General features: G+C 66.6%; 25 protein-coding genes and 1 pseudogene. 18 read left to right on the forward strand and 8 right to left on the reverse strand.

Annotated features, from left to right (window positions below; all coding sequences use genetic code 11):
* Positions 1–106 precede the first annotated feature (106 nt).
* Positions 107–415, reverse strand: a complete 309-nt coding sequence (locus QSJ19_RS04325) for an antibiotic biosynthesis monooxygenase family protein (protein ID WP_286318552.1) — start codon at positions 413–415, stop codon at positions 107–109.
* 183 nt (positions 416–598) lie between these two features.
* Here QSJ19_RS04325 and QSJ19_RS04330 point away from each other — a divergent pair, with 183 nt between their 5' ends.
* Entirely contained in the window at positions 599–1,051 is a 453-nt protein-coding gene (locus tag QSJ19_RS04330) for a YdcF family protein (RefSeq protein ID WP_286318558.1), read from the forward strand.
* Between the two features lie 92 nt (positions 1,052–1,143).
* On the opposite strand, the gene QSJ19_RS04335 is transcribed toward QSJ19_RS04330, so the two are convergent.
* The 3 genes from QSJ19_RS04335 to QSJ19_RS04345 all read right to left on the reverse strand — a co-directional run bounded on the left by QSJ19_RS04335 (position 1,144) and on the right by QSJ19_RS04345 (position 5,847).
* Positions 1,144–2,262 carry an NDMA-dependent alcohol dehydrogenase gene (locus QSJ19_RS04335; protein ID WP_286318560.1) on the reverse strand — a complete coding sequence of 373 codons (1,119 nt, stop codon included), beginning with the start codon at positions 2,260–2,262 and terminating at the stop codon, positions 1,144–1,146.
* Positions 2,263–2,296: 34 nt separating this feature from the next.
* Entirely contained in the window at positions 2,297–3,793 is a 1,497-nt protein-coding gene (locus QSJ19_RS04340) for an aldehyde dehydrogenase family protein (protein ID WP_286318561.1), read from the reverse strand.
* 404 nt (positions 3,794–4,197) lie between these two features.
* Positions 4,198–5,847 carry a sigma-54-dependent Fis family transcriptional regulator gene (locus QSJ19_RS04345; protein ID WP_286318563.1) on the reverse strand — a complete coding sequence of 550 codons (1,650 nt, stop codon included), beginning with the start codon at positions 5,845–5,847 and terminating at the stop codon, positions 4,198–4,200.
* Between the two features lie 78 nt (positions 5,848–5,925).
* On the opposite strand from QSJ19_RS04345, the gene QSJ19_RS04350 reads away from it, so the two are divergent.
* The 7 genes from QSJ19_RS04350 to tuf all read left to right on the forward strand — a co-directional run bounded on the left by QSJ19_RS04350 (position 5,926) and on the right by tuf (position 12,616).
* The gene (locus QSJ19_RS04350; RefSeq protein WP_286318565.1) at positions 5,926–6,822 is read left to right on the forward strand and encodes an exodeoxyribonuclease III; all 897 of its coding nucleotides are present in this window, start codon (positions 5,926–5,928) and stop codon (positions 6,820–6,822) included.
* A 104-nt stretch (positions 6,823–6,926) separates the two neighbouring features.
* The gene (locus QSJ19_RS04355; RefSeq protein ID WP_286318567.1) at positions 6,927–7,283 is read left to right on the forward strand and encodes a hypothetical protein; all 357 of its coding nucleotides are present in this window, start codon (positions 6,927–6,929) and stop codon (positions 7,281–7,283) included.
* Between the two features lie 65 nt (positions 7,284–7,348).
* On the forward strand, positions 7,349–7,819 hold the full coding sequence (locus QSJ19_RS04360) for a hypothetical protein (protein ID WP_286318568.1): 471 nt from the start codon (positions 7,349–7,351) through the stop codon (positions 7,817–7,819).
* 433 nt (positions 7,820–8,252) lie between these two features.
* Positions 8,253–8,624 carry a 30S ribosomal protein S12 gene (gene rpsL, locus QSJ19_RS04365; protein ID WP_007619326.1) on the forward strand — a complete coding sequence of 124 codons (372 nt, stop codon included), beginning with the start codon at positions 8,253–8,255 and terminating at the stop codon, positions 8,622–8,624.
* Between the two features lie 6 nt (positions 8,625–8,630).
* Positions 8,631–9,101, forward strand: a complete 471-nt coding sequence (gene rpsG, locus QSJ19_RS04370; protein ID WP_187588567.1) for a 30S ribosomal protein S7 — start codon at positions 8,631–8,633, stop codon at positions 9,099–9,101.
* 94 nt (positions 9,102–9,195) lie between these two features.
* Positions 9,196–11,301, forward strand: coding sequence for an elongation factor G (gene fusA / locus QSJ19_RS04375; protein ID WP_286318569.1), 2,106 nt, complete (start codon positions 9,196–9,198; stop codon positions 11,299–11,301).
* Positions 11,302–11,425: 124 nt separating this feature from the next.
* Positions 11,426–12,616: an elongation factor Tu gene (gene tuf / locus QSJ19_RS04380; RefSeq protein ID WP_286318570.1), complete on the forward strand. Its 1,191-nt coding sequence runs from the start codon at positions 11,426–11,428 to the stop codon at positions 12,614–12,616.
* Positions 12,617–12,664: 48 nt separating this feature from the next.
* On the opposite strand, the gene QSJ19_RS04385 is transcribed toward tuf, so the two are convergent.
* From QSJ19_RS04385 to QSJ19_RS04390, 3 genes and pseudogenes are all read right to left on the reverse strand, one after another.
* Positions 12,665–12,889: a hypothetical protein gene (locus QSJ19_RS04385; protein ID WP_286318572.1), complete on the reverse strand. Its 225-nt coding sequence runs from the start codon at positions 12,887–12,889 to the stop codon at positions 12,665–12,667.
* Positions 12,890–12,983: 94 nt separating this feature from the next.
* Positions 12,984–13,028: pseudogene (locus QSJ19_RS26745) on the reverse strand (hypothetical protein); the annotation flags it as partial.
* On the reverse strand, positions 13,025–13,309 hold the full coding sequence (locus QSJ19_RS04390; protein WP_286318574.1) for a hypothetical protein: 285 nt from the start codon (positions 13,307–13,309) through the stop codon (positions 13,025–13,027). The pseudogene QSJ19_RS26745 and the gene QSJ19_RS04390, both read right to left, overlap by 4 nt.
* A 582-nt stretch (positions 13,310–13,891) precedes the next feature.
* Here QSJ19_RS04390 and QSJ19_RS04395 point away from each other — a divergent pair.
* From QSJ19_RS04395 to QSJ19_RS04410, 4 genes are all read left to right on the forward strand, one after another.
* Positions 13,892–14,776, forward strand: coding sequence for an SHOCT domain-containing protein (locus QSJ19_RS04395; protein ID WP_286318575.1), 885 nt, complete (start codon positions 13,892–13,894; stop codon positions 14,774–14,776).
* A gap of 164 nt (positions 14,777–14,940) precedes the next feature.
* Positions 14,941–15,873 (forward strand): alpha/beta hydrolase, encoded by a 933-nt coding sequence (locus QSJ19_RS04400; protein ID WP_286318854.1) that lies wholly within the window; start codon positions 14,941–14,943, stop codon positions 15,871–15,873.
* Positions 15,874–15,975: 102 nt separating this feature from the next.
* Positions 15,976–16,731, forward strand: a complete 756-nt coding sequence (locus tag QSJ19_RS04405; RefSeq protein WP_286318576.1) for an alpha/beta fold hydrolase — start codon at positions 15,976–15,978, stop codon at positions 16,729–16,731.
* Positions 16,732–16,908: 177 nt separating this feature from the next.
* Positions 16,909–17,880 (forward strand): 8-oxoguanine DNA glycosylase OGG fold protein, encoded by a 972-nt coding sequence (locus QSJ19_RS04410; RefSeq protein ID WP_286318578.1) that lies wholly within the window; start codon positions 16,909–16,911, stop codon positions 17,878–17,880.
* A 22-nt stretch (positions 17,881–17,902) separates the two neighbouring features.
* Here QSJ19_RS04410 and QSJ19_RS04415 read toward each other — a convergent pair whose 3' ends face one another.
* Positions 17,903–18,835 carry an oxygenase MpaB family protein gene (locus QSJ19_RS04415; RefSeq protein WP_286318580.1) on the reverse strand — a complete coding sequence of 311 codons (933 nt, stop codon included), beginning with the start codon at positions 18,833–18,835 and terminating at the stop codon, positions 17,903–17,905.
* A 136-nt stretch (positions 18,836–18,971) separates the two neighbouring features.
* Between QSJ19_RS04415 and QSJ19_RS04420 the strand changes: the two genes are divergently transcribed.
* The 6 genes from QSJ19_RS04420 (at position 18,972) to QSJ19_RS04445 (ending at position 24,382) form a co-directional block, all read left to right on the forward strand.
* Positions 18,972–19,910 carry an o-succinylbenzoate synthase gene (locus QSJ19_RS04420; protein ID WP_502876097.1) on the forward strand — a complete coding sequence of 313 codons (939 nt, stop codon included), beginning with the start codon at positions 18,972–18,974 and terminating at the stop codon, positions 19,908–19,910.
* Between the two features lie 111 nt (positions 19,911–20,021).
* Positions 20,022–21,359, forward strand: a complete 1,338-nt coding sequence (locus tag QSJ19_RS04425; RefSeq protein WP_286318583.1) for a cytochrome P450 — start codon at positions 20,022–20,024, stop codon at positions 21,357–21,359.
* Positions 21,356–21,952, forward strand: a complete 597-nt coding sequence (locus QSJ19_RS04430) for a TetR/AcrR family transcriptional regulator (protein WP_286318586.1) — start codon at positions 21,356–21,358, stop codon at positions 21,950–21,952. The genes QSJ19_RS04425 and QSJ19_RS04430 overlap by 4 nt, the downstream gene beginning before the upstream one ends.
* A gap of 84 nt (positions 21,953–22,036) precedes the next feature.
* The gene (locus QSJ19_RS04435; protein ID WP_286318588.1) at positions 22,037–22,900 is read left to right on the forward strand and encodes an SDR family oxidoreductase; all 864 of its coding nucleotides are present in this window, start codon (positions 22,037–22,039) and stop codon (positions 22,898–22,900) included.
* Positions 22,901–23,036: 136 nt separating this feature from the next.
* Entirely contained in the window at positions 23,037–23,735 is a 699-nt protein-coding gene (locus QSJ19_RS04440) for an Rv1363c family protein (RefSeq protein WP_286318590.1), read from the forward strand.
* Positions 23,732–24,382 carry a hypothetical protein gene (locus QSJ19_RS04445; protein WP_286318592.1) on the forward strand — a complete coding sequence of 217 codons (651 nt, stop codon included), beginning with the start codon at positions 23,732–23,734 and terminating at the stop codon, positions 24,380–24,382. Before QSJ19_RS04440 ends, QSJ19_RS04445 begins: the two co-directional genes overlap by 4 nt.
* The last annotated feature ends 12 nt before the right edge of the window (positions 24,383–24,394 follow it).

Genomic DNA, 24,394 nt, shown 5'->3' on the forward strand with positions numbered 1-24,394 from the left:
TCACATCAACTCGAACCTGCTGAAACCAGCCTATCGAACACATGTACGAAGCGCAAGGAAATCTCAGAACTTCTTTCACGAAGGCCGGCCGGCGGTCAGACGCTCCTCACGCGTAGGTCCCGAAATCCGCGGTGACACCGAGGCGCGCCAGGAACTCGGTGCGATCGAAGCCTGTGGCAGCGACGTCAGCAGCCACCACTCTGCCTGCATTGCTGAGGGATTCGTGTGATTCCCAGGTCACGGCGGTCACCACGTTGTAGGCGCTGTCGCCGTCGACGAGGGTGATGACGTCGTTGCGGATGATGCCGGGCTGGCGCCCGAGGACCTCGTGGATGTGACGGATCCGGGAAAGGAACTCGTCCATCGCAGGTGTCGGAACGGAGAACTTGTCGATGCGGTGCAGGGGTGTCGTCATGCACATACTGTCGTACTTCAAGGTCACTTGAGGTCAAGCCGACGCACGCGATGCCGAATCGCGGACCCGGTCGATCGGCCCTTCGCGGCCTGCCTCCGCCGGCGCTCTTCTCGTCCTCAGGGGTCGAGAAACACGGGCCCATGCCATTCCCTGGCTGCATGGCACATGGTCATCATCGCGGCAGTGGTCGTTCTGCTGATCAGCGGGATCATCAGTGTTTGGCGTGACCTGCGCCGACTACGGCCGGGGGTCTATCTCGGTGCCGCAGTCGTCCTTGTCGTACTGCTCGTCATCGTCCTCGTGGTGGGGGTCGATGCGATCGACGTCGTGCTCGAGGACTCGTCCACCGACACCGAGGAGAACCTCACATACTCCGCGCGGCTTCTGGCCGAGCGGGGGATCCGCGGTCCGGTCGCGGTCGTCACCAGCGACTACCAGGCCTTCCGTGCCGCAACACTCATGCGTAACGCGGGAATCGACGGATTCAGCACCGGCGCCCACACAGCGTCCCACTTCTTCCCCAACGCGCAGAATCGCGAGTTCATCGCTATTCTGCGAGAACATCTCTGGCTCGATGTCGGCATCGTGGTCGTCCCCGTGGTGCCGTGGATCGCGGGATTGATCCAAGCCCTCTGAGAGGTCGACGGACGTCGCACGACCGCAGTCGTGGACCGACCCGGACGCGGCAGGGGAGGCATCGCGTCCGGGCCGGGGCCTGGCCGCGGGGATCAGCTGTCGTGGATGATCACACCGCGGATGTTCTTGCCGTCACGCAGATCCTGGTATCCCTCGTTGACCTGGTCGAGGGTGTAGGTCTGGGTGATCAGCTCGTCGAGCTTCAGCTGACCGGCATCGTAGAGACGCAGCAGTTTGACGATGTCGTACTGCGGGTTGGCGGAGCCGAACAGGCTGCCCTTGATGGTCTTCTGGTTCAGCGTCAGATCAGTACCGGACACCTGAACGGTGAGCTTGGTGGGATCGGCGAGGCCGGTGATGACCACGGTGCCGCCCTTGCCGATGACCGCCGTGGCGTTGGCGACGACCTCCGCGTCGACGGTGCCGACGAGGATGAGTGCCTGGTCGGCGCCCTGGCCCCAGGTCAGTTCGTTGACCTTCTCAGCCGCCGCCGCTGCGTCGGAGAACGCATGTGTCGCACCGAACTTGATCGCGGTGTCGCGTTTGAGCGCGACCGGGTCGACCACCACGACGTGCTTGGCGCCCGCGGACACGGCGCCCTGCACGGCGTTGATGCCGAGACCGCCGATGCCGTAGATGACGACGGTGTCGCCGGCCCGCACGCCGCCGGCATAGACGGAGGTGCCCCACCCCGACGGCACGCCGCAGCCCACCAGCACCGCTTTCTCCAGCGGGAGCCACTCGTCGACCTTGACCACCGAGTGCTGGGAGATGGTCGCGCGCTCGGCGAAGGTGCCCAGCATGCACATCGCGCCGAAATCATCGCTGCCGGAATGGAAGCGGAACGATCCGTCGGGCATCGACCCTTCCAGGATGGTCGCTCCCATGTCGCACAGGTTCTGTCGTCCGGTCGAGCAGTAGCGACACGTACCGCAGTTCGGGATGAAGCTGCACACGACGTGGTCGCCGGGCTTGACCTTGGTGACGCCGGGCCCGACCGCCTCGATGACTCCGGAACCCTCGTGTCCGCCGACGATGGGATAGCGCGGCGGCAGGTCGCCATCGGTGAGGTGCAGGTCCGAGTGACACAGGCCGGCAGCCGTGTACTTGATCAGGACCTCCCCGTCGCGGGGCTCGTCGAGGTCGAGTTCGACGAGTTCGAACGGCTTCCCGGGACCGGTGAGGACTGCGGCCTTGGTGGTGAGAGACATGAATTGTGCTCCTGGATCGAGTGAGGGGTGGGGATCAGAGGGAGATGTTGACGGCCTTGGTCTGGGTGTAGAGGTCGATCGCCGACGACCCGAGCTCGCGGCCCCAGCCCGACTGCTTGTAGCCACCGAACGGCATCGCGGTGTCGAAGCCGTTGTACTGGTTGACCCACACGGAACCGGCCTTGATCTGTCGTGCGGTCTTGTGCGCCTTGGACAGGTCCTGGGTCCAGATGCCGGCGGCGAGTCCGTAGATGGAATCGTTGGCGGCCGCGGCGACCCCGGTGTCGGCGTCGAAGGGCAGCGCCGCGACCACCGGCCCGAAGATCTCCTCCTGGACGATGGAGAAGCTCGGGTCGACGTCGACGAACACGGTCGGCTCGATGAAGAAACCCTCATCGCCCCAACGCTTTCCGCCGGTCAGCGCTCGCGCGCCGTCGGCCAGGCCTGCGGCGAGGTAGCCGGACACACGATCGAACTGCTCCTGGCTGACGAGTGGTCCCAGCTCGGTCGTCGGATCGAGACCGGGGCCGATCTTCGCCTGCGACGCAGCCTCGGCGACCGCAGCGGTGAAGTCGTCGAAGATGGGCCGCTCGACGAACAGACGCGTGCCGGCCACACAGCACTGGCCGTGATTGAACATCCACGCCGCCACCGATCCGGCGACCGCCTTCTCGAAGTCGGCGTCGGCGAAGACGATGTTCGGGCTCTTGCCGCCGAGTTCCAGCGACACCTTCTTCAGATTGCCCTTCGCCGCCTCCACGATCTTCTTGCCGACCTCGGTGGAACCCGTGAACGCGATCTTGTCGACGTCGTCATGGGCGGCCAAAGCGGCACCCGCCTCGCCGTATCCGGTGACGATGTTGACCACGCCGGGCGGGAACCCGGCTTCCTGGAAGATCTCGCCGAGCAGCAATGCCGTCAGTGGGGTCTGCTCGGCCGGCTTCAGGATCACCGTGTTCCCGGCCGCGAGGGCGGGGGCGAGCTTGAACGCAGCCATCAGGAGGGGGAAGTTCCACGGGACGATGAGCCCGCACACGCCGACCGGTTCGCGCAGCGTGTAGGCGTGGAACTCGCCGCCGGGCACGAAGGGCATCGACACGTCGACGGTCGAGCCGGTGATCTTCGTGGCCAGTCCGGCGTTGTAGCGGAAGATGTCCGCCGACCAGTTGGTGTCGACCGCGGCGGCGATGGTCGCCGCCTTGCCGTTGTCGAGAGCCTCGAGCTGACCGAACTCCGCCGCACGTTCGGTCAGCAGGTCGCCGACCTTCCACAGCAGACGCTCGCGTTCATTGGGCTTCATCCGCGACCACGGGCCGTCGTCGAAGGCCTGCCTCGCCGCACGGACCGCGCGATCGATGTCGGCGGCCTCTCCGTGGGCGACCGAGGTGATGGGCCGGGCGGTCGCGGGATCGATGGTCTCGAATGTGCGGCCCGACGCGGACCACACCCACTCCCCGCCGATGAGCATCGGGCGGTCGCCGGAAATGAAGTCGCGGACCTTCTCGTGCAGGTCAGTGGCGACGGCGGTCATGAAAACCTCCTGGTCAGGTGAAGATCGGAAGTGATCTGGGTCATAGGTGTGACCTGCTTCATTTCTGCCACCCATCGACCGTGTCGCTCTGTCCAGAAACTGGACAGTGCGCTGTACACCCGCGCCGCACCGCCGTGACCCGGGGAAGTACCGTCTCCTCACCCAGGCCTCTCGCCCGACCGATCGCGCCCCCCGGGTTGCGGGCCGCCAGACATGGCGCCGGTCCGCTGAACGCCTCCGACGCGATCTCGAGCGATCCGGTGACCGTCGGACCGGACGCCACCGTCACGGATCTCTGCCGAGTTGTTCGATCAGCACGGCTTCAGGTCGCCTGCCGGTGGTGACGCGAGACGGGCGCTACCTCGGATCGTGTCGACTGAACCGGATCCGCGGATCTCCGGCCGTCAGACCCCGAGCGCGCGCATCCGCGCGTACAGCGTGGTGCGGCTGATGCCGAGTTCGCGGGCGGCGTGCACCTTGTTGCCCTGGGCCCGGTCGAGGGCCTCGACGATCGCCGTCCGTTCGGCCTGTTCGCGGCCCGACAGATGTGCGGCGCGACTCGTCGTGCGATACGCGGGCGGGAGGTCGGCGGGCTCGATGACACGCGCTGCCCGCATCCGGCAGGCGGCGGTGGCCTGCCGCAGGACGGACCCGAGTTCGGAGAAGTTGCCCGGCCAGTCCTGGCACAGCAACGCGTCGGTGGCCCCACCGGACAGCGTCATCGTCGGGTCGATGTCGGTGAGTGCCCCGGCCGCAAGTGCGCCGAGCTCGGACACGCGGTGGCGCAGGGGCGGAAGGTCCACCCGCCTCGCACATCGGGCCAGCAGCGCGGCGACACCTGCGGCCGCCTGCTCACGTGGGCCGCTCACGACGATCAGCGGCGTGGCCGCCGAGCTGAGGGTCGCGACCCGTCCGAGCAGGGCGATCGATCGGTCGTCGAGCAGGTCGGCGCCGTCGATGACCAGCGGGGCGCGGACCTCGCGGGCCCGGGCGACCGACCCGGGGATGTCGGGTTCCCGCCCGGCGATCAAGTCGTCGGCGACGTCGACGACGACCGGAGCGTCTGCGCCGACGTCGGCGGCAAGTTCGAGTGCCCGGGTGGTGCGTCCCGTGCCGGGCTCGCCGGACACCGCCACACTGACCGCTGACGGCGCACCGACCGCGGTGGGGCGCGGGGGCGGGGCAACGACCGGACGGAAGCGGAACAGCGCCGCGCCACGCACGCCGGCGACAGGCTCGACGGCCACCTCGACCTCGGCCCCGGACACCAGGTTCAGTGGCAGCGCCGTCTCGCGCAGCCGGGGATCGGTCGCGACGATCCGCAGCGCGCCGATGTCGGTGGGGGAGAGCAACTCTGCGGCCAGTGCATTGGTCAGTTGCAGGTCGTCGCCGATCGCGGCGACCGCGAGATCGCGGCGTGGCGCGGCGCGTTGGAAGGCGTCGAGCACCCGCCGCTGATGCGCCCGGGAACGATCGAGGAGTCGGTCGGCGATGTCGGCGACGATGCCGTTCACGAACGGCACCGCCAACGGATTCACGCGATCGGCGATCTCGGACATGCAGATGATGCCGGCCAGCCTGCGGGTCGCGGGATGGATGATCGGCTGCCCGAAACAACTGATCGACTTGAACTGCTCGAGATAGTGCTCGCTGCTGTTCACGACGACACCGCCACGGATCTCCGCGGGCGTCCCGAGAGCGGTGGTGCCCACGACGTCCTCCGCGAATGGGGCACCCGGCGATGCGCCGACCTCGTCGAGGGTCCGCTCGACCGCGGAACCGAACGCCACCCGCGTCACCATGCGGCACTCGTGGTCGACGAGGAGCAGGGACACGTCGGTGTCGGCGAGGCGGACGGCCGCATCGTCGAGGACCGGTCGCGCCGCGTCGAGCAGGGGATCGGCGGAGGCGATGTCGGCGAGCGCGGCGGGGGTCGCGTCGTCGGGACGGACGCCGGACAGCGCGGAGCGCCGCCAGGAGTGCTCGATGACCGAGCGTCTCGGTGTCTGGTCAGAGGTGAAGGCTACGGTGTCTATGCCACCAACGTGACACACATCACCGGCTGAGGGAAGTCTGCTCGCCGATGACGACGGTGCCGCGTGCGGTTTCCGCCGCCGACTACGGTTGACGGCATGCGCGTCGCGACCTGGAACGTGAACTCGGTCAAGCAGCGGATCCCGCGATTGCTGCCGTGGCTCGACGATCGTGCACCCGACGTGGTCTGCCTGCAGGAGACCAAGCTGTCCGACGACGCCTTCCACGATGTGCTCGGCGCGGATCTCGCTGAGCGCGGCTACGAGATCGCCCATGTGGGACAAGGGCAGTGGAACGGGGTCGCCCTGCTCTCGCGGGTCGGACTCGTCGACGTGCATCGCGGGTTCGACGACGCACCCGGCTTTCCCGAACCGGACTCGCCCGCCGAGGCGCGTGCGGTGTCCGCGGTCTGCGGCGGCGTGCGAATCCATTCCCTGTACGTGCCGAACGGGCGGGTGCCGGACTCGGATCACTATGCGTACAAGCTGAATTGGCTGGCCCGATTGCGGGACACCGTCGCGGCCGGGACGGGCGACGACGCTGCGGACAACACGATGCTGTGCGGCGACATGAACATCGCACCCGCCGACGCGGACGTCTTCGACCCCGCCGCCTATGAGGGACACACGCACGTGACGCCGCCGGAACGGGATGCGCTGACGGGACTGCAGTCCCTCGGGCTGCACGACGTCGTGCGGGACCGGTGGCCCGACGATCGCGTGTTCAGCTACTGGGACTATCGCGCCGGCATGTTCCACAGGGACCTCGGGATGCGGATCGACCTGGTGCTCGCGGGAGGCGCGGTCGCCGATCGGGTGACGGCCGCATGGATCGACCGTCAGGCGCGCAAGGGCAGCAAACCGAGCGACCATGCGCCGGTCGTCGTCGACCTCGACGCCGCTCCCGACGGCGACATCGGACCGGTCGTGCCGCCGCCGTCGAACCCGGCCAGGCGCGGGACGTCGAAGGTGAAGCTCCCGCAGTCGACCGAGTGACCGGATAGGGGTCAGAACTCCCCACGGCACTCTCCACGGCACTCCCCACGGCGGCTGCACGAATCCGGGGTCGGCGTCGGCGTGCGGGTTCTTGAATGGACGGTATGGGTCTGATCGGGCGCGTGCACGTCGGGATCATGCGTTTCGCCGAACGCACTGTCGTGGCGCGCCGTCGGGGTGATGTCGGCGACACCTATCGCAACCTCCGAATCGGCATGGTGATCCTGATCCTGATGCTCGCGTTCGCGGTGATCGTCGAATCGGCCCGGTCGAAGGACATCCTGCCGTCGATCCGCGACTATCACGACACCTCGGTGCGGGCGGTCTTCATCGCGACGGTGTGTGCGATGGGCGTCATGCTCATGGCCTACAAGGGTCGCTCCGAGATCGAGGACGTGCTGCTGAACCATGTCGGGCCTTCTCGCGTTCTTCGTGGCGTTCCTGCCCACCGAAACCCCTGAACGCCACGTGTATCCGCCGCGCGACTGGGTCATCCTCAACACGTGGACCGCCCGTGTTCGGCGGCGTGAGTGCCGTTCTCATCTGGTCGCTGATCAGCCGGATCGGCCGGTTCGCGACATCACGACGGATGACCCTCGCCGGCTACGTCGCCCGTGGTCTCGGGCTCTGCGCGGTGATCGTCGTCGTCGCCGAGCAGCTCTGGTGGGAGGACGCATTCGGAATCACGCTGCACGTCGCCGCCGTCTCGACGTTCGGGTTCCTGACGTTGGTCGTCGGCGTCAACGGGTTCGCCGCGGTGGTCCGGGACGCCCCACGCCGATACGCGACGGCGTACTTCCTGATCGCCACCGGCATGTTCGTGACGGTCGTCGTCGCCGGCGTGGCATCCGTCTGTGGCTGGGGTGAGGGCGTGAACCTCGTGTTCTGGGTCGAATGGGTTCTGCTGGCGGCATTCCTCGCGTTCTGGCTCGTCCAGACCGCGCAACTGTGGGATGAGGAGGCCGAACTCAAGTCGGCGGTCGACGGTGGTCCCTGATTCAGATGTCTCGGATGACCGGGAACAATGCGGCCGATCCCGCGGTTGACCTACCCGGGTGATCACTGTGTGTTCACCCTCGCGACGGTTCCGGTAAATGTGGGCGAACCGTTTTTTGACCTGTGCAAACTCGATCGGTAGAGTGGATCGCCGGTGCCCGGCACATGCTGGGCCAGTCCGCATGCCCGGCAACCGGTACCACGTGGACTGACAGGCGAGACCGTCGTCGAGTGTATGACACGCCCGACCTCGGGGTAGCGATAAATGTACTGACCAGCGCAAACGTGCTGGTGGGGCGAGTTGTGGAAGCAACGAGATCGGCGACGGTCCTCGGTGCTTGCCCGGAGCGCAAACCTCAACACGACAACTGCACCACCGCCGCCCGCGCCGCACGGCGCCCGGCGAACCCTGCCGACAAAGGAAGAACCACCTAGTGCCAACGATCAATCAGCTGGTCCGCAAGGGCCGTCACGACAAGGCTGCCAAGACCAAGACCGCGGCCCTCAAGGGGAGCCCGCAGCGTCGTGGCGTGTGCACCCGCGTCTACACCACCACCCCGAAGAAGCCGAACTCCGCGCTGCGCAAGGTCGCCCGTGTGCGCCTGACCAGCTCCGTCGAGGTCACCGCTTACATCCCGGGTGAGGGTCACAACCTGCAGGAGCACTCGATGGTGCTCGTCCGCGGTGGTCGTGTGAAGGACCTCCCCGGTGTGCGTTACAAGGTCATCCGCGGCTCGCTCGACACCCAGGGTGTCAAGGACCGCAAGCAGGCCCGCAGCCGTTACGGCGCGAAGAAGGGGAACTGATAAGTCATGCCACGTAAAGGACCCGCACCCAAGCGCCCCCTGATCAACGACCCGGTCTACGGTTCGCCGCTGGTCACCCAGCTCGTGAACAAGATCCTGCTCGACGGCAAGAAGTCGACCGCCGAGCGCATCGTCTACGGCGCCCTCGAGCAGGCTCGCGACAAGACCGGCACCGATCCGGTCGTCACCCTCAAGCGCGCCCTGGACAACGTGAAGCCGACCCTCGAGGTCAAGAGCCGCCGCGTCGGTGGCGCCACGTACCAGGTCCCGATCGAGGTCAAGCCGGGCCGCGCCAACACCTTGGCGCTGCGCTGGCTCGTCACGTTCAGCCGTCAGCGTCGCGAGAAGACCATGGTCGAGCGTCTGGCCAACGAGCTGCTCGACGCCTCCAACGGTCTCGGTGCTTCGGTCAAGCGTCGTGAGGACACCCACAAGATGGCCGAGGCCAACCGGGCGTTCGCGCACTACCGCTGGTAACCCGAAGCTCGCTTCGGGTTGCGCCGAAGGCGCTACTTCGGAGAGATCAGCCTTTAGTCAGTATCAATTCCCGTAGGGAATGAAGGGAAACCAAGTGGCACAGGAAGTGCTCAGCGACCTGAAAAAGGTTCGCAACATCGGCATCATGGCCCACATCGATGCCGGTAAGACCACCGCTACCGAGCGAATCCTCTTCTACACCGGTGTGAACTACAAGATCGGTGAGACCCACGACGGTGCCTCGACCACCGACTGGATGGAGCAGGAGAAGGAGCGGGGTATCACCATCACCTCCGCCGCCGTCACCTGTTTCTGGAACAAGAACCAGATCAACATCATCGACACCCCGGGCCACGTCGACTTCACCGTCGAGGTGGAGCGCAGCCTGCGCGTGCTCGACGGTGCGGTTGCGGTGTTCGACGGCAAGGAAGGCGTCGAGCCCCAGTCCGAGCAGGTGTGGCGTCAGGCCGAGAAGTACGACGTCCCGCGTATCTGCTTCGTCAACAAGATGGACAAGCTGGGTGCGGACTTCTTCTTCACCGTGAAGACCATCGAGGACCGCCTCGGCGCGAGGCCGTTGGTCCTGCAGCTCCCGATCGGTGCCGAGGACAACTTCGACGGCGTCGTCGACCTGATCGAGCAGAAGGCGATCACGTGGCGCGGCACCGTCGAGATCGGCGCCGAGCCGACGATCGAGGAGATCCCCGCCGATCTGGCCGATCAGGCCGCCGAGTACCGCGAGAAGCTGCTCGAGACGGTGGCCGAGACCGACGAGGCCCTGCTGGAGAAGTACTTCGGTGGCGAGGAACTCACCGTCGACGAGATCAAGGGTGCGGTCCGCAAGCTCACCATCGCTCGCGAGTACTACCCGGTGATCTGTGGTTCGGCCTTCAAGAACAAGGGTGTCCAGCCGATGCTGGACGCGATCATCGACTACCTCCCGTCGCCGCTCGACGTCCCCTCGGTCGAGGGCCACGCCGTCGGCAACGAGGAGGAGGTGCTGTCGCGCAAGCCGTCGGCCGACGAGCCGTTCTCAGCGCTCGCGTTCAAGATCGCCGCTCACCCGTTCTTCGGCAAGCTGACCTTCGTGCGCGTGTACTCGGGTCACATCACTGCGGGTACGCAGGTGCTCAACGCGACCAAGGGCAAGAAGGAGCGCATCGGGAAGCTCTTCCAGATGCACGCCAACAAGGAGATGCCCGTCGAGGACGCGACCGCGGGTCACATCTACGCCATGATCGGTCTGAAGGACACCACCACGGGCGACACCCTGTGTGATTCAAGCTCGCCGATCGTGCTCGAGTCGATGAGCTTCCCGGACCCGGTCATCAACGTCTCGATCGAGCCGAAGACGAAGTCTGACCAGGAGAAGCTGGGGACCGCGATCCAGAAGCTCGCCGAAGAGGATCCGACCTTCTCGGTGCAGCTCGACGACGAGACCGGCCAGACCGTCATCGGCGGTATGGGCGAGCTCCACCTCGACATCCTGGTCGACCGCATGAAGCGGGAGTTCAAGGTCGAGGCCAACGTCGGCAAGCCGCAGGTGGCCTACCGCGAGACGATCCGCAAGACCGTCGACAAGCACGAGTTCACCCACAAGAAGCAGACGGGTGGATCGGGGCAGTTCGCCAAGGTCATCATCAAGCTCGAACCGTTGGTCGACGCCGAGGACGGCGCCACCTACGAGTTCGACAACGCGGTCACCGGTGGTCGTGTCCCGCGCGAGTACATCCCGTCCGTGGATGCCGGCGCGCAGGATGCGATGCAGTACGGTGTCCTCGCCGGTTATCCGCTGGTCAACTTGAAGGTCACTCTGCTCGACGGTCAGTACCATGACGTCGACTCGTCGGAGATGGCGTTCAAGATCGCCGGTTCGCAGGCCCTCAAGGAAGCTGCGAGGATGGCGAGCCCGGTGATCCTGGAACCGATCATGGCCGTCGAGGTCACGACGCCCGAGGATTACATGGGTGACGTGATCGGCGACCTGAACTCCCGCCGTGGCCAGATCCAGGCCATGGAGGAGCGCAGCGGTGCTCGTGTCGTCAAGGCGCAGGTTCCGCTGTCGGAGATGTTCGGCTACATCGGAGACCTTCGGTCGAAGACCCAGGGCCGAGCAAACTACTCCATGGTGTTCGACTCGTACGCCGAGGTTCCGGCGAACGTGTCGAAGGAGATCATCGCCAAGGCCACCGGCGAGTAATACTCGCCCACGGCACTGGCGTGCGCCCCTTTCTCGCAAGGATCGGGACCGCGACAACGTAAGTATTCGACAACCCTGCTGGGATCCACTCGGCAGAGCAACAACAGTCCAGGAGGACAATCAAGTGGCGAAGGCGAAGTTCGAGCGGACCAAGCCGCACGTGAACATCGGCACCATCGGTCACGTCGACCACGGCAAGACCACGCTGACCGCGGCCATCACCAAGGTGCTGCACGACAAGTACCCGGATCTCAACCAGAGCTTTGCGTTCGATCAGATCGACAAGGCCCCGGAAGAGAAGGCTCGTGGCATCACGATCAACATCTCGCACGTGGAGTACGAGACCGACAAGCGCCACTACGCGCACGTCGACGCCCCGGGTCACGCTGACTACATCAAGAACATGATCACCGGTGCTGCTCAGATGGACGGTGCGATCCTCGTGGTCGCCGCCACCGACGGCCCGATGCCGCAGACCCGTGAGCACGTGCTGCTGGCCCGCCAGGTCGGTGTGCCCTACATCCTGGTCGCCCTGAACAAGGCCGACATGGTCGACGACGACGAGATCATCGAGCTCGTCGAGATGGAGGTCCGCGAACTGCTGGCCGCCCAGGAGTTCGACGAGGAGGCCCCGGTCGTCAAGGTCTCGGCGCTCAAGGCTCTCGAGGGCGACCCCGAGTGGACCAAGTCCGTCGAGGAGCTCATGGCTGCTGTCGACGAGTCGATCCCGGACCCGGTCCGTGAGACCGACAAGCCGTTCCTCATGCCCGTCGAGGATGTCTTCACCATCACCGGCCGCGGCACCGTGGTCACCGGTCGTGTGGAGCGCGGCGAGGTCAACGTGAACGAGGAAGTCGAGATCGTCGGCATCCGCGAGAAGAGCAGCAAGACCACCGTCACCGGTATCGAGATGTTCCACAAGCTGCTCGATTCGGCACAGGCGGGCGACAACGCCGGTCTGCTGCTGCGCGGCCTCAAGCGTGAGGACGTCGAGCGCGGTCAGGTCATCGTGAAGCCGGGCACCACGACTCCGCACACGGAGTTCGAGGGCCAGGCCTACATCCTGAGCAAGGACGAGGGTGGACGCCACACCCCGTTCTTCAACAACTACCGTCCGCAGTTCTACTTCCGTACCACGGACGTGACCGGCGTCGTGACCCTCCCCGAGGGCACCGAGATGGTCATGCCGGGCGACAACACCGAGATGAGTGTCAAGCTCATCCAGCCGGTCGCCATGGACGAGGGCCTGCGTTTCGCCATCCGCGAGGGTGGCCGCACCGTCGGTGCGGGTCGAGTCACCAAGATCAACAAGTGACATCCTCACCTGCTTGATCTGACTCACTGAGTCGACAAAGGCACCCGGTCACGAGAGTGGCCGGGTGCGTTTGTCTGTCGGTGCCTTTGTCTGTCGGGTGCTTGTCTGTTGGGAGTCACCCGCGTCGATCACGGCGATGGACTGGCTCGACATGGTCTTCTTGGCAGGCAGCGCCTTCTGGAGGGTCACGAACAGATTCGGCAGCGAGCCCGTGTAATTGACGACGCGGAACTGAGCGTGCGTCTTCGTCTTCTTGGGATCGTTGATGCGCAACCGGATGTTGGTGCTCGTCCAGTTCGTGAAGCTCGTCGCGGGATTTCTTGATCGCCTTCAGGTCGGCCACGGTGTCGGGATTCGCCTGCGCGAGGTGGATGTGGAGCTGGTCCTGGCCGCGCGCAGTCGCGGAGTTCACACCAAGGGCGATCGGCTTGGCAGGGTTCTTGGCAACTCGCTGGGTGGCCTGGAACCATGCGGCAGACCCACAGGTTCAGCTGAGATCCGTTCCACAGGTAGGAGCACTCGATGCCCATTGATGCGGTTGGTGCGCAGCAGGAGATCGTCGTTGACACCTTTGCTGTCACCGCCTTTGCGGACCGCGTAGAACTTGGGATGTGCCGGGCTGGGCTGATACTGCGGACCCGGTTTGATCACGTCGATGTTCGTTCCGACCTTGCCGGGGGCGGTGTCCGTCACCTGGCCCCACAGACAGTGGCAGTCCGGTGACCCCGTTCGAGGACGTGCGGGTGCCGTTGTTCAGTCGGGACAGATGGATGTGGAGTCGGTTCAGCTTGCGGGTCCGCTTCGAGTTGATCACGACGACAATGGTCTCCTCGGGAATCTTCAGGATGCTCGTGGCCGCGGGTCCACGAGTACTTCCACAGGTTCAGCATGTCCGGCTGCCAGATCGTCTGGCACTGCTCGATCCCCGAGATGCGACGGGTGGGCAGCAGGAGCTGATCGAACGGAGATTTCGGCTGATCGCCGCCGTGTCGGATCGCGTAGTACTGATCGAACTGGGACGTCGGCTGGGGTTGTGGCCTGACCACGTCGTCATTGGTGCCCAAGTTCGCCGGCTTGGCATCCTTGACGGCCTGCCAGAGGAAGTCCTGCGAGTTCACACTCCCGCAGCCCGGAGGTGGCGGCGGGGGAGTGCCGCTGCCCAGACCCGACGACCCACCTGCACATCGAGTGTGCCACCGGGCGAGGCGATCGGCGCGCAGAACGCGACGGAGCGGAGGCGGCAGGCCGCCCGGTGCGCACTATCATCTGCAGGACATGACGATGTTCGGTGAGGCCGGTACGGGACCTCGCGTGCCGGGGACGGTCACCTCGTTCCTCAAGATCTTCGGGTTCGTGATGCTGTGCGGCATCGTCGGTCCGATCTTTCTGGTCGCCTACTTCCTCATCGATGAACCGGGCACCGGGTGGATGTTGTGGACCGGGTTGGGCGTCACCCTCCTCGACGTCGTCATCGCCCTGTTCATTGCGCGACTGAGCATCGGCGGGCAACAGAGGACTGCGCGACTGCGCACGACGGGCCGGATGGCGATCGCCGAGATCCGAGGCGTCGAGCAGACGAATGTCCAGATCAACGATCAGCCCCTGATGAAGCTGGATCTCCACATCCACGGCGACGGCATATCGTCCTTCGAAACGCAGAAACGCACCGTCGTCCCGATCTTCCAGCAGCCGATGCTGCATCGCCGAGTTCTTGCCGTGCTGGTCGACCCGGCCACGAACGAGTTCGAGATCGATTGGCAGGCAACGGCTCTGCTGACGGGATCGGTGCCGGCGCGGTTCACGTCGAGCGAGGACGGCCGTACCTATGACATGACGGGTCGAACCGAACCGCTGATCCGGATACTCGAGATCCTGCGACAACACGATGTGAGCACATCCGGTTCGATCGACCTCCGCAGCAACCCTCACGCTCGACAGGCGGTCATGGAGATCGTGCGAGCGTATGCCGGCCGGGACGGTAGGTGGATCGCGGAGTCATCGCCGGCGGGTGGATCGGTGGCCGCGACCGATCTGTTGTCGACGGACTCGCGACGCCCGGTCGGCGAACGGCTCGGAGATCTCGAGGGTCTGCGCAGCACGGGGCAGATCACCCACGCGGAGTATGCCGCCGCGCGACAGCGGATCCTGGATTCGATCTGAGAGTATCGTCGTCGCCCCATGGGCCACACTGGTCACATCAGCCACTTTGGTAACGCAACGATTGCAAAGTGTCGCTGCTGTGGTCACAGCTGTGGCGCCGCGCCCACCAGGCGAAATATGTTGCTGCGGTGCCAGTTCTCACCACCCGCAGGCGGTTCGCCATCATGCGGCGACGTCTCGTTGTCCTGCTGCTCGCGTTGTCGACGGCGCTGGGGGTGGGGGTGGTGACCGCCGGGACCGCGAACGCCGCGTCGTTCGGGCGCTTCTACGTCTCCGGATGCGGCATGCCGACGACGCCGGTGGACATGTGGACGCGCTGGGGGAACTACAAGACGGTCATCGCACTGGACGGACTGCGCGCGACCGATGACATGAGTGGTTGGCGCCATGAGACGCGCATCCAGCGGATCGCGGACTCCGGCGTGAACGTCGTGGAACCCGTCGGCGGGCTCGCCAGCTTCTACACCGACTGGAACGCCGCCAGCCCGGGCAACAAGATCAAGTACCGGTATCGCTGGACGTGCCGGCTGAACACGATCATCAACGAACTCGACGCGCGTGGTCTGGCCGCCGGACCCCGCGAGAAGTACGCGCTGATGGGGATCTCCATGGGCGGCAACGCCGCGATGATCTACGGCGCCTATCACCGCAAGAGGATCTCGCACATCTTCTCGATGTCGGGCTTCCTGAACCCGTCCGCGCCGACGATGCGCGAAGCTGTCCGCCTGGCCCTCATCGACGCGGGCATGGCAGCCGGTGTCGGGCCGTTCAATGCCGACAGCATGTGGGGTCTGCCGTGGGACAGGCGGTGGGTGAACAACGATGCGGTGGTCCAACTCCCGCGGATGCGGGGGATGCACATCCGTGTCGGCGCCGCCTCCGGGGTCTGGGGGCGGTACAACACCGATGCCGTCGGTTCGATCAAGGGCACACCGCTCGAGGTGTTCTCGCTGGCACAGACCCGCACCTTCGAGGTGGCCGCGGCGATCTCCGGAATCCGCATCACGACCGACTATCCGGCCGTCGGTACACACCAGTGGGGCTACTGGCAGGACATGGTCTTCGCCGCGAAGCGCGGCGGCTGGTTCCGCGACTGACCCGCCCCGCTGACAGCACCGTCGGTTGCGCTGACGGCAGCCTCGCCGTCAGCGACGGCACCCGGAACGCCGCCGACCACACCGCTCGTTACCCTCGACGGCATGCGTGTGCTGCACCGACCGACGGCCGACGGGGACCTCGCCCTGGCCGTGCGGGTTTCCGGTGCCGATCGCGGCCGGCCGCCGGTACTCCTGGTCCACGGCATGGCCGGCGACCACAGCACCTGGCGGGCCTTCGCCGCAGCGCTGCGCCGTGACGATCGGACCGTTGTCGCCGTCGACCTCCGCGGCCACGGTCGCAGTGGGCACGCCGCCGACTATCGGCTCGACGACTTCCGCGACGACCTGCGCTTCGTGCTCGAGGACCTCGGCATCGACGTCGCCGATGTCGTCGCGCATTCGCTGGGCGCGCACGCGGTGTTGCGAATGGCGATGGAGGTCCCGGACCGGATCGGTCGCCTCGTGCTGGAGGAGATACCGCCGATGCCCCGTGATCAACGCGATCTCGCCGAGGGCATCGTCGTCGCCGCATCCCTCGGCGAGCGTGTCCGCGGACTCGGTTGGGCCGTGCGCAATCCAGTGCCGCTGATCCGGTTCGACCGACGCGTCCCGGCCGACGTGTCACCTCAGTTCGAGGTCGCCGACCCGCACTGGTGGACGCGCCTGGGCGCGGTTGCCTCGCCGACGCTGGTCATCTCCGGCGGTCGACGGAGTTTCCTTCCGCCGCAGCACCTTCGCTCGCTGAGCGATGCACTGCCCGACGGCCGCTTCATCGAGATCCCGACCGGGCACAGTGTGCACCGCGACCGCGCCGCCGACTTCGGTGCGACGGTGACGGGATTCCTTGACGCGGGCTAGACCGGCCGGTCCTCGGCCTCACGCCGGTTGGCACGGACGACGTGCCCGGGGTCGGCTCACACGAGTCGTCGACAGCCCGCGCAAGCGATGCGCACCTGGGGCGGCGGAGTCGGCCCGCGTCGAGCGAAATGTTCCCGCCCGATGGAACCGGTCCGCCCGGCCCTGCGTCCAATGATCATGACACCCCGAGACATCGCACCACCCACCGTCCTGTCCGAGTGGCTCGCCGCCGGCGACCGCGCTGCCGAACTCCTCGCCGACACGGTCGGCGTCGACCGTCCCTGGTGGTCGGAACGCCTTGCCGACCACCGACTTCCCGGCGTCCTGTGCGGTGAGACCATCTGCAGAACCGACCTCTTCGGGCTGGCGGATGCCGCACTCACATCGCCCGACGACGCGATCAACCTGCTGTGGAACACCGTCGCCTTCTGCCACGGTCGTCGGCCGGGCGAGAACACGCGGCGCATGGTCGCCGTCGCCACCGACCGCACCCGCATCGGCGGTCTCCTCCAGGAGGCGGCGCAGGCGAGTCGGGAGGATCCGGCCACCGCTTTCGAGCTGCTCAAACCCGAGCGCGGCGGCAACACGATCGACCGTCTCGGTCCCACCGGCTTCACCTGGTTCCTGTACTTCGCGGGCGGAGGCGCGCCCGAGCATCCGAGCCAGGTGCTCGACAGCAAGATCGCGCGCACCATCCGGCGGGCCGGGTGGAAGCGATTCCCGGCGAGCGCGTGGACCGCCGACGACTATGCGGGGTTCGCCGAGCTCGTCGCCCGGTGGCGGACGGAGATCGGGGCCGACCGCAACGACGTCGTCGTGCGCGGTCTGTTCTCGGTGTCCCCGCCCGCCGACGCGGACTATCCCTGGCAGACGTGGCATCGCGAGACGTGGACGAACGACGATTGGGTCAACGGGCCGCTGTCGGCCGACGACCTACGGCAGATCTATCACTGGATGGCTCTGATCGCCGACGCCTACCCGATGTCGACCGCGTCGTCCGACTTCGCGCGGATCGGGAGGACGATCAAGAGTGTGCTCGGCGAAGACGTGGGCGCACCCCGACTTCGCGAGCCCGGCGCGGCGGTGCGCGACGACTCCTATGGCGGGTACTACGACCGCCCCGGCGGCCGGTACCGCAACGTGGGATGACGCACGGCCGGATGATGTGCGGTCAGGCCGCGGGCTTGTTGTACAGCGGGCGGGGATCGACACCGATCTCGCGCCACGCCTGGTAGGCCCACGGTACATACAGCCACTTGAGCGGCAGCCTGTTGAACACCGGGTTGAGCGCCCGCATGATCGCGGCGAAACGCTGAAAACGCTTCTCCCGCTTGTCGTCCCATTCGAGTCCGCACACGTCGCGCATTTGCTGCGGTACGGTTCCGACGACGACGGTGCGGGTGAAGGCGTTCAGCGGAGCGGACAACACCTTCCACACCGGGGCGGGAATCTTCTTGGGCCGTGGGAGGCCCTGCCGGATGTAGCCGGTCGCGTACACCACGGTCTTGTGGGGGACGAAGCGGTCGAGCATGTCGTCCCAGTACTCGACGAACTCGTCGTAGGTCTGCGGCTGACTGCGCGCACTCACCCCGTACAGCTCGTACCAGATCTTGCTCTCCTCGAAGATCTGGACCTTCTCGGCGTGACTGAGGCGCCGGATGAAGGTGTCGGTGATGAACAGGACCTGATCGACGAATGTGGCGTGCGCCCAATAGAACAGCTCCGGGTTGAGCGCGTGATAGCGCGAGCCGTCGCCGATCGTGCCCTTGATGTCGCGGTGGAAGTCACGGACCGTGCGCCCCCACCTCTGGGGCTCGGTGCTGTAGACGGTCTTCATCACCGGCGGGCCGGTGCGCCGGGCGCGGCCGAGAAAGTCATCGAAGATGACCGAGTGGTCGAGCACGGCCTGGCCCAGCTGCTCGATGCAGTTCTCGGTCCCGGCGAGCCGCTGGAACCCGAGGATGCCGCGACTGTCCCCGTAGAACTTCCAGATGAGGGAATCGGCGCCGAGGCGGGGCGAGGGCAGCGCGGTGTCGGCGTCGTCGGCCACGATGAGCGGCTCGGCCTCACGGATCGCATGCTCGTAGTCCTGGTTGACTGACATGTGAGGAGAGTAGCCCACGTTGGAACGAAGTGGAAGATTTGTTTCAACGGTGATCGAGGGAGAGGTGGTCGAGGTGGCCGAAGGACTTCCGCCGGTGGCCGAGCTGCTCGAGTCGGCGGCGGTGGTGCGGCTCTCGATGCGCACGCGCTTTCGCGGGCTCGCGGTCCGGGAGACGATGATCTTCCGCGGGCCAGCCGGGTGGGCCGAGTTCGGGCCGTTCGTCGAATACGCGGACGACGAGGCCGCGACCTGGCTGGCAGCCGGCATCGAGGCGGCCTACCTGGGTGCGCCGGCCGCGTTGAGGGGCGAGGTCCCGGTGAACGCGACCGTGCCGGCGGTGGGGGCGGAGGAGGTTGCCGGAATCCTTGCGCGGTACCCGGGCGCGACCACCGCGAAGGTGAAGGTCGCCGAACCCGGACAGACGCTCGACGACGACGTTGCGCGAGTCGCGGCCGCCCGGTCGACGGTGCCGCGCGTCCGGATCGACGCGAACGGCGGGTGGACGGTGGCCGAGGCCATCCGGTCCATCCGTGCGATCGGCGACGTCGAGTACGCCGAACAGCCTTGTGCCACAGTCGAGGAACTCGCCGAGGTGCGTCGCGCCGTCGACGTGCCGATCGCTGCCGACGAGTCGATACGCAAGGCCGATGATCCCCACCGGGTCGTCGCCGCCGAGGCCGCAGACGTCGCGATCATCAAGGTCGCACCACTCGGCGGCATGCGCTCGACGCTCGAACTCGCGGACACGATCGGACTGCCGGTCGTGGTCTCGTCGGCGCTGGACTCCGCCGTCGGGATCGCCGCCGGTGTGGCCGCGGCGGCAGCGCTGCCCGTGCTCGGCCACGCGTGCGGTCTGGGTACCGGGGCGCTGTTCACCGCCGATGTGACCGACGGGTTCGTGCCGGTCGACGGGGTCGTCACCCCTCGATGGTTCGGACCGGCCGACATCGACGCCCGCCGAGTGCCCGTCGCGGAGCCGGACCGGGACCGATGGTGGCGAGAGCGCCTGCATCGATGCCACGCGGTTCTCGCCGCCCGCGGCTCAACGCCGGCGTGGGCCGGGCACCCGGGCTAGAAACATTTTCATGAATCTGTTCCAATAGGGGTGCGACCCGCGTCACAGTGCTGGCGACGGCGTCCATGAGGTTCGAGTCCGGTCGATGGTGTTTCGGTGAGGAGAGTCCCCATGACAACGGTGTTCGCGAAGGCCCCGGCCGAGAGTGGTCTGCTCGAGGTCCCGTGCGCCGAGCGCAACGGCATCCTCGAGATGATGGCGATGCGGCGCGACCCGTTCGCGTTCGGCGACGAGCGGCTCGCCCGGTTCGGCAAGGTGTCCGGTCTCAACGCTCTCGGCGTGCAGATGGTGATCGCGTCGGGACCGCGCGCCGCCGATGAGATCCTGATGAACCGCGACAAGGCATTCGCCAATGGTCCGGCGTGGAGCTACTTCATCGGGCCATTCTTCAACCGCGGCATCATGCTGCTCGACTTCGACGAACACCGGCATCACCGCCACATCCTGCAGCAGGCGTTCACGCCGTCGGCGCTCAAGGGCTACATGCAGGAGATGCAGCCGATGATCGCAGAGCGGGTCGCCGCTCTGCCGACCGGCAACGTGCGGATGTTCGAGGAGTTCAAGGCGTTGACCCTCGACGTCGCCCTCGAGGTCTTCCTGGGCGTGGAACTGCCGAAGACGGAGGCGGACCGGATCAACAAAGCCTTCATCGACACGGTGCGTGCGGGAGTCGCCTACGTGCGCAAGCCCGTTCCGGGTGGTCGTTGGTGGAAGGGGTTGCGGTCACGCAAGGTGCTCGAGGAGTTCTTCCACGAGAACATCCCGGCGAAACGTGCGCGTGAGACCCCGGATCTCTTCTCGGTTCTGTGTCACGCCGAGAGCGACGAAGGTCATTCGTTCACCGACGAGGATGTCGTCAACCACATGATCTTCGTGCTCATGGCGGCCCACGACACGTCGACGATCACCATGACGCAGATGGCCTACCGGATGGCGAGGGCGCCGGAGTGGCAGCAGCGTGCGTATGAGCAGTCGATGGAACTCAGTCCCGAACTCGGGTACGACGACCTCGGGAAGCTGACCGTCATCGACCAGGTGATGAAGGAGTCGTTGCGGATGTGCCCGCCCGTCCCGGCTCAACCGCGCATGGCCGTCAAGGACACCTCGGTGCAGGGCTACTTCGTGCCGAAGGGGAGCTTCGTGTCGGTGCCTCAGCTGACCAATCATCGCGACCCCGAGTTCTACACGAACCCGGACATGTTCGATCCGGAACGGTTCTCGAAGGAGCGCGCCGAGGACAAAGGTCATCGCATGGCGTGGATGCCGTTCGGCGGCGGAGTGCACAAATGCATCGGGCTGTATTTTGGCCAGATGGAGATCAAGACGATCCTGCACCACCTGGTGCGTGACTATGAATGGTCGGTGCCCGACAGCTACGAGATCCCGATGGACTACAGCTCGCTGCCGGTCCCGAAGGACAGACTGCCTGTCCGACTGCACCGCCGATGACCTCCACCCGAGCGCCGCGCAAGACGCGCAACACGTCGAGCCCGGAAGACCAGGAGCAGGCCATCCTCGCCGCCGCCGGTGCGGAGTTCACCGAGGTCGGGGTACGGCGAGCCAACATGGACGAGGTCGCATCCGCGGCCGGCGTGAGCCGGAGCACGCTCTACCGGCGCTTCCCGAACAAGGAGGCGTTGCTGTTGGCGGTCGCCAACGACCTCTACGAACACGGCATGCACCGGCTTGAGCACGCCGTCGTCGGGCTCGGGCCGGCCGAGGCGGTCGTCGAGGCGTTCGCCGAGGGTGCGGTGATGATCTCCGAGGACCCGCTGATGCGCCGACTCGTGCTCACCGACTCCGAGATGCGCGGGATCACCTCGGCGGTGACCGCGCTCTTCATCGACATGGTCACCGACCGGGTGGCCGCCACCTTGCGCGACGCCGGTGCCACCATGCCCGACGAGGATCTCCACCAGGCCGTGGAACTCCATGTGCGACTCGTGATCTCCTATCTCGAGATTCCGACCACGGAGGAACGTCAGCAACCCGACGCGGTCCGAGCGCTGGCGGCCAAGTATCTGGCGCCGATGATCTGGTGACCTGGTGACGGCAGACCGCCGCACTTCTGCCACTGCTCTCGCCGTCGCCCACGAGCCGTCCTGCCCGACCAATGAAGGAATCACATGTCACTAAGCAACCGTCTGCGCCGCACCCCCGACCGTTCCGGCCTCCGAGCGGCGTTGCGCGGCAAGGTCATCGCGATCACCGGCGGTGCCCGAGGGATCGGATTCGAGACGGCGACGCAGCTGTTCGATGCCGGGGCGGTCGTCGTGCTCGGCGACATCGACGACGAGGCGGTGGGCAAGGCCGGCGCGGACCTCGGTATCGAGGGCTTCGGGGTCGACGTGACCGATCGGCAGTCGTTCGACGCGTTCCTCACAAAGGTGGAGGACACCCTCGGGCCGATCGACGTGCTGATCAACAACGCGGGAATCATGCCCGTCGGCGACTTCCTGTCCTACGACGACGCGCTGATCCGGCGCACCTACGACATCGACGTGATCGGCGTGATCACCGGAACGCAGCTCGCGGCACGCCGGATGGTGCGGCGCGGTCACGGGCAGGTCGTCAACATCGCGTCGGTCGCCGGTCGTCTGCCCACACCCGGCCTCACCATCTACAACGGTGCGAAGGCCGCCGTGATCGAGTTCTCCGAGGCGCTCGACGCCGAACTCGAGCCCACCGGTGTACGGGTCAGCACCGTCCTGCCCACGTTCACCCGCACCGGACTCATCTCCGGTCTGCACACCAACAGCATGGTCCGGGCGATCGAACCCGAGGAGGTCGCCGCCCAGGTCGTCTCCATCATCGCGCGTCCGCGCGTCCGCGTGACCGCACCGCGATCCATGGCGTGGACCCACGCGAACGCGCTGTTCCCGCAGCGGATGAAACGCGCATCACGACGGATGGCGAAGCTGGACAGCATGTTCCTCGACTACGACCACGACCAGCGCTCCGCCTACTCGCGGCGGATCGGTGCCGAGTGATCCCGCTGACCGAAACGGTGCCGGCGTCAGATCGGGTGATGGCGGTCGCCTGATTGCCGCGGACTGAATGCCACGGACCGATGGCCATCGGAGTGTGCCCTGCGATACCGTGCACCGGTCGAGAAGGAGGGGACCGATGCCTGACCGTGCGGTGCTCGACGACGAGCGCACAGCGCGTCGAGATCTGCGTCGTGCCGCCGACGATCTCCTGACCGCCGAGGTCGCGGCCGGTGTCCGACGCCGGTCGCGGGCGGTGTCGGTGCTGGTCGTCCTGGCGGTCGCGGCAGTGCTCGCGGCAACGGTGTGTGTCGTCTACTGGTTCCGGGCGACCGGCGCGTACACCGACGACGACTACGAGCGTGCGGCCACGGCCAGGGTGTCGGTTCTGCTGAGCCCTGATCATCGACGGCCCGATCAGGTCCGACGCATTCTCGACGGTGCGACGGGTGAGTTCCACGACCAGTTCGCCCAATCCGCGGACGGCTACACGAAGTTCGTGGACACGCAGGGAACCGTCGGACAGGGCACTGTCGACGGTGTCGGGGTGTCCGCGCGGTCGGGAGACAAGGCGACGGTGCTCGTCGCCGCAACGGTGCTGTTCACATCCGAGAAGCCGGGCGCAGAGGGATCGGGCGCAGAGGGATCGGGCGCAGAGGGATCGGGCGCAGAGGGATCGGGCGCAGAGAGATCGGGCACAGAGAGATCGGGCACAGAGAGATCGGGCACAGAGGGATCGGGCGCAGAGGGGCAGAGCGCCAGGCAGTTTCGGCTCCGGGTCCTGCTGGAACCCGATGACGGACAGCTGAAGATCGGGGCGGTGCAGTACCTGCCATGAGCGCGTCCCGGAAGCAGACCTCGACATCCGGCCAGGATCGTCCCGACTCGGAACCCGCCGACTCTGACTCCACGCTGTCGTATTCTGCGCTGTCGGATCCTGCGCCGTCGGATCCTGCGCCGTCGGATCTCAGGCCGTCGGGCCGGATCATCTCGGTCCGTGCTGCTGCTGCGATCACCGTCGTCGCCACGGTTGTGGTCGTGGTGTCTGTGATCGGGGTCGTGTGTCAGTGGCGCACGGCGACAACCGATGCCGCCGTCGAGCGCACCCGTGACGAACTCCGTCGGGAGGCCGGAGCGATCGTGGCGCAGGTCTTCTCGGTGGACGCCGCGCGGTGGCGGGCCGACCGGGAGCGCGCCCGCGGTCTCGTGGGTGGAGAGCTCGCAGCACGGTATGCCACGGAACTGACCCGACCGCCGGCCGACGGTGCGCGCGCGGTCGTGTGGACGCCCGAGGCTGTCGGGATCGTCGACGCCGCACCGGATCACGGAGACACTCTGATTCGGGCGAGGGTCGTCGTCACCCCCGTGTCGCCGGCGCCGGAATCCCCACCGTCGGCCGACGACACCGAACATCGCACGGTCACCGCACGATTCGCCCGCGTCGACGACCGGTGGGTGCTGACCCGGGTGGAGGTGCTCACGTGAACACGAGAGGTG

The organism is Gordonia sp. ABSL11-1 (assembly GCF_030315685.1).
Lineage (GTDB): Bacteria > Actinomycetota > Actinomycetes > Mycobacteriales > Mycobacteriaceae > Gordonia.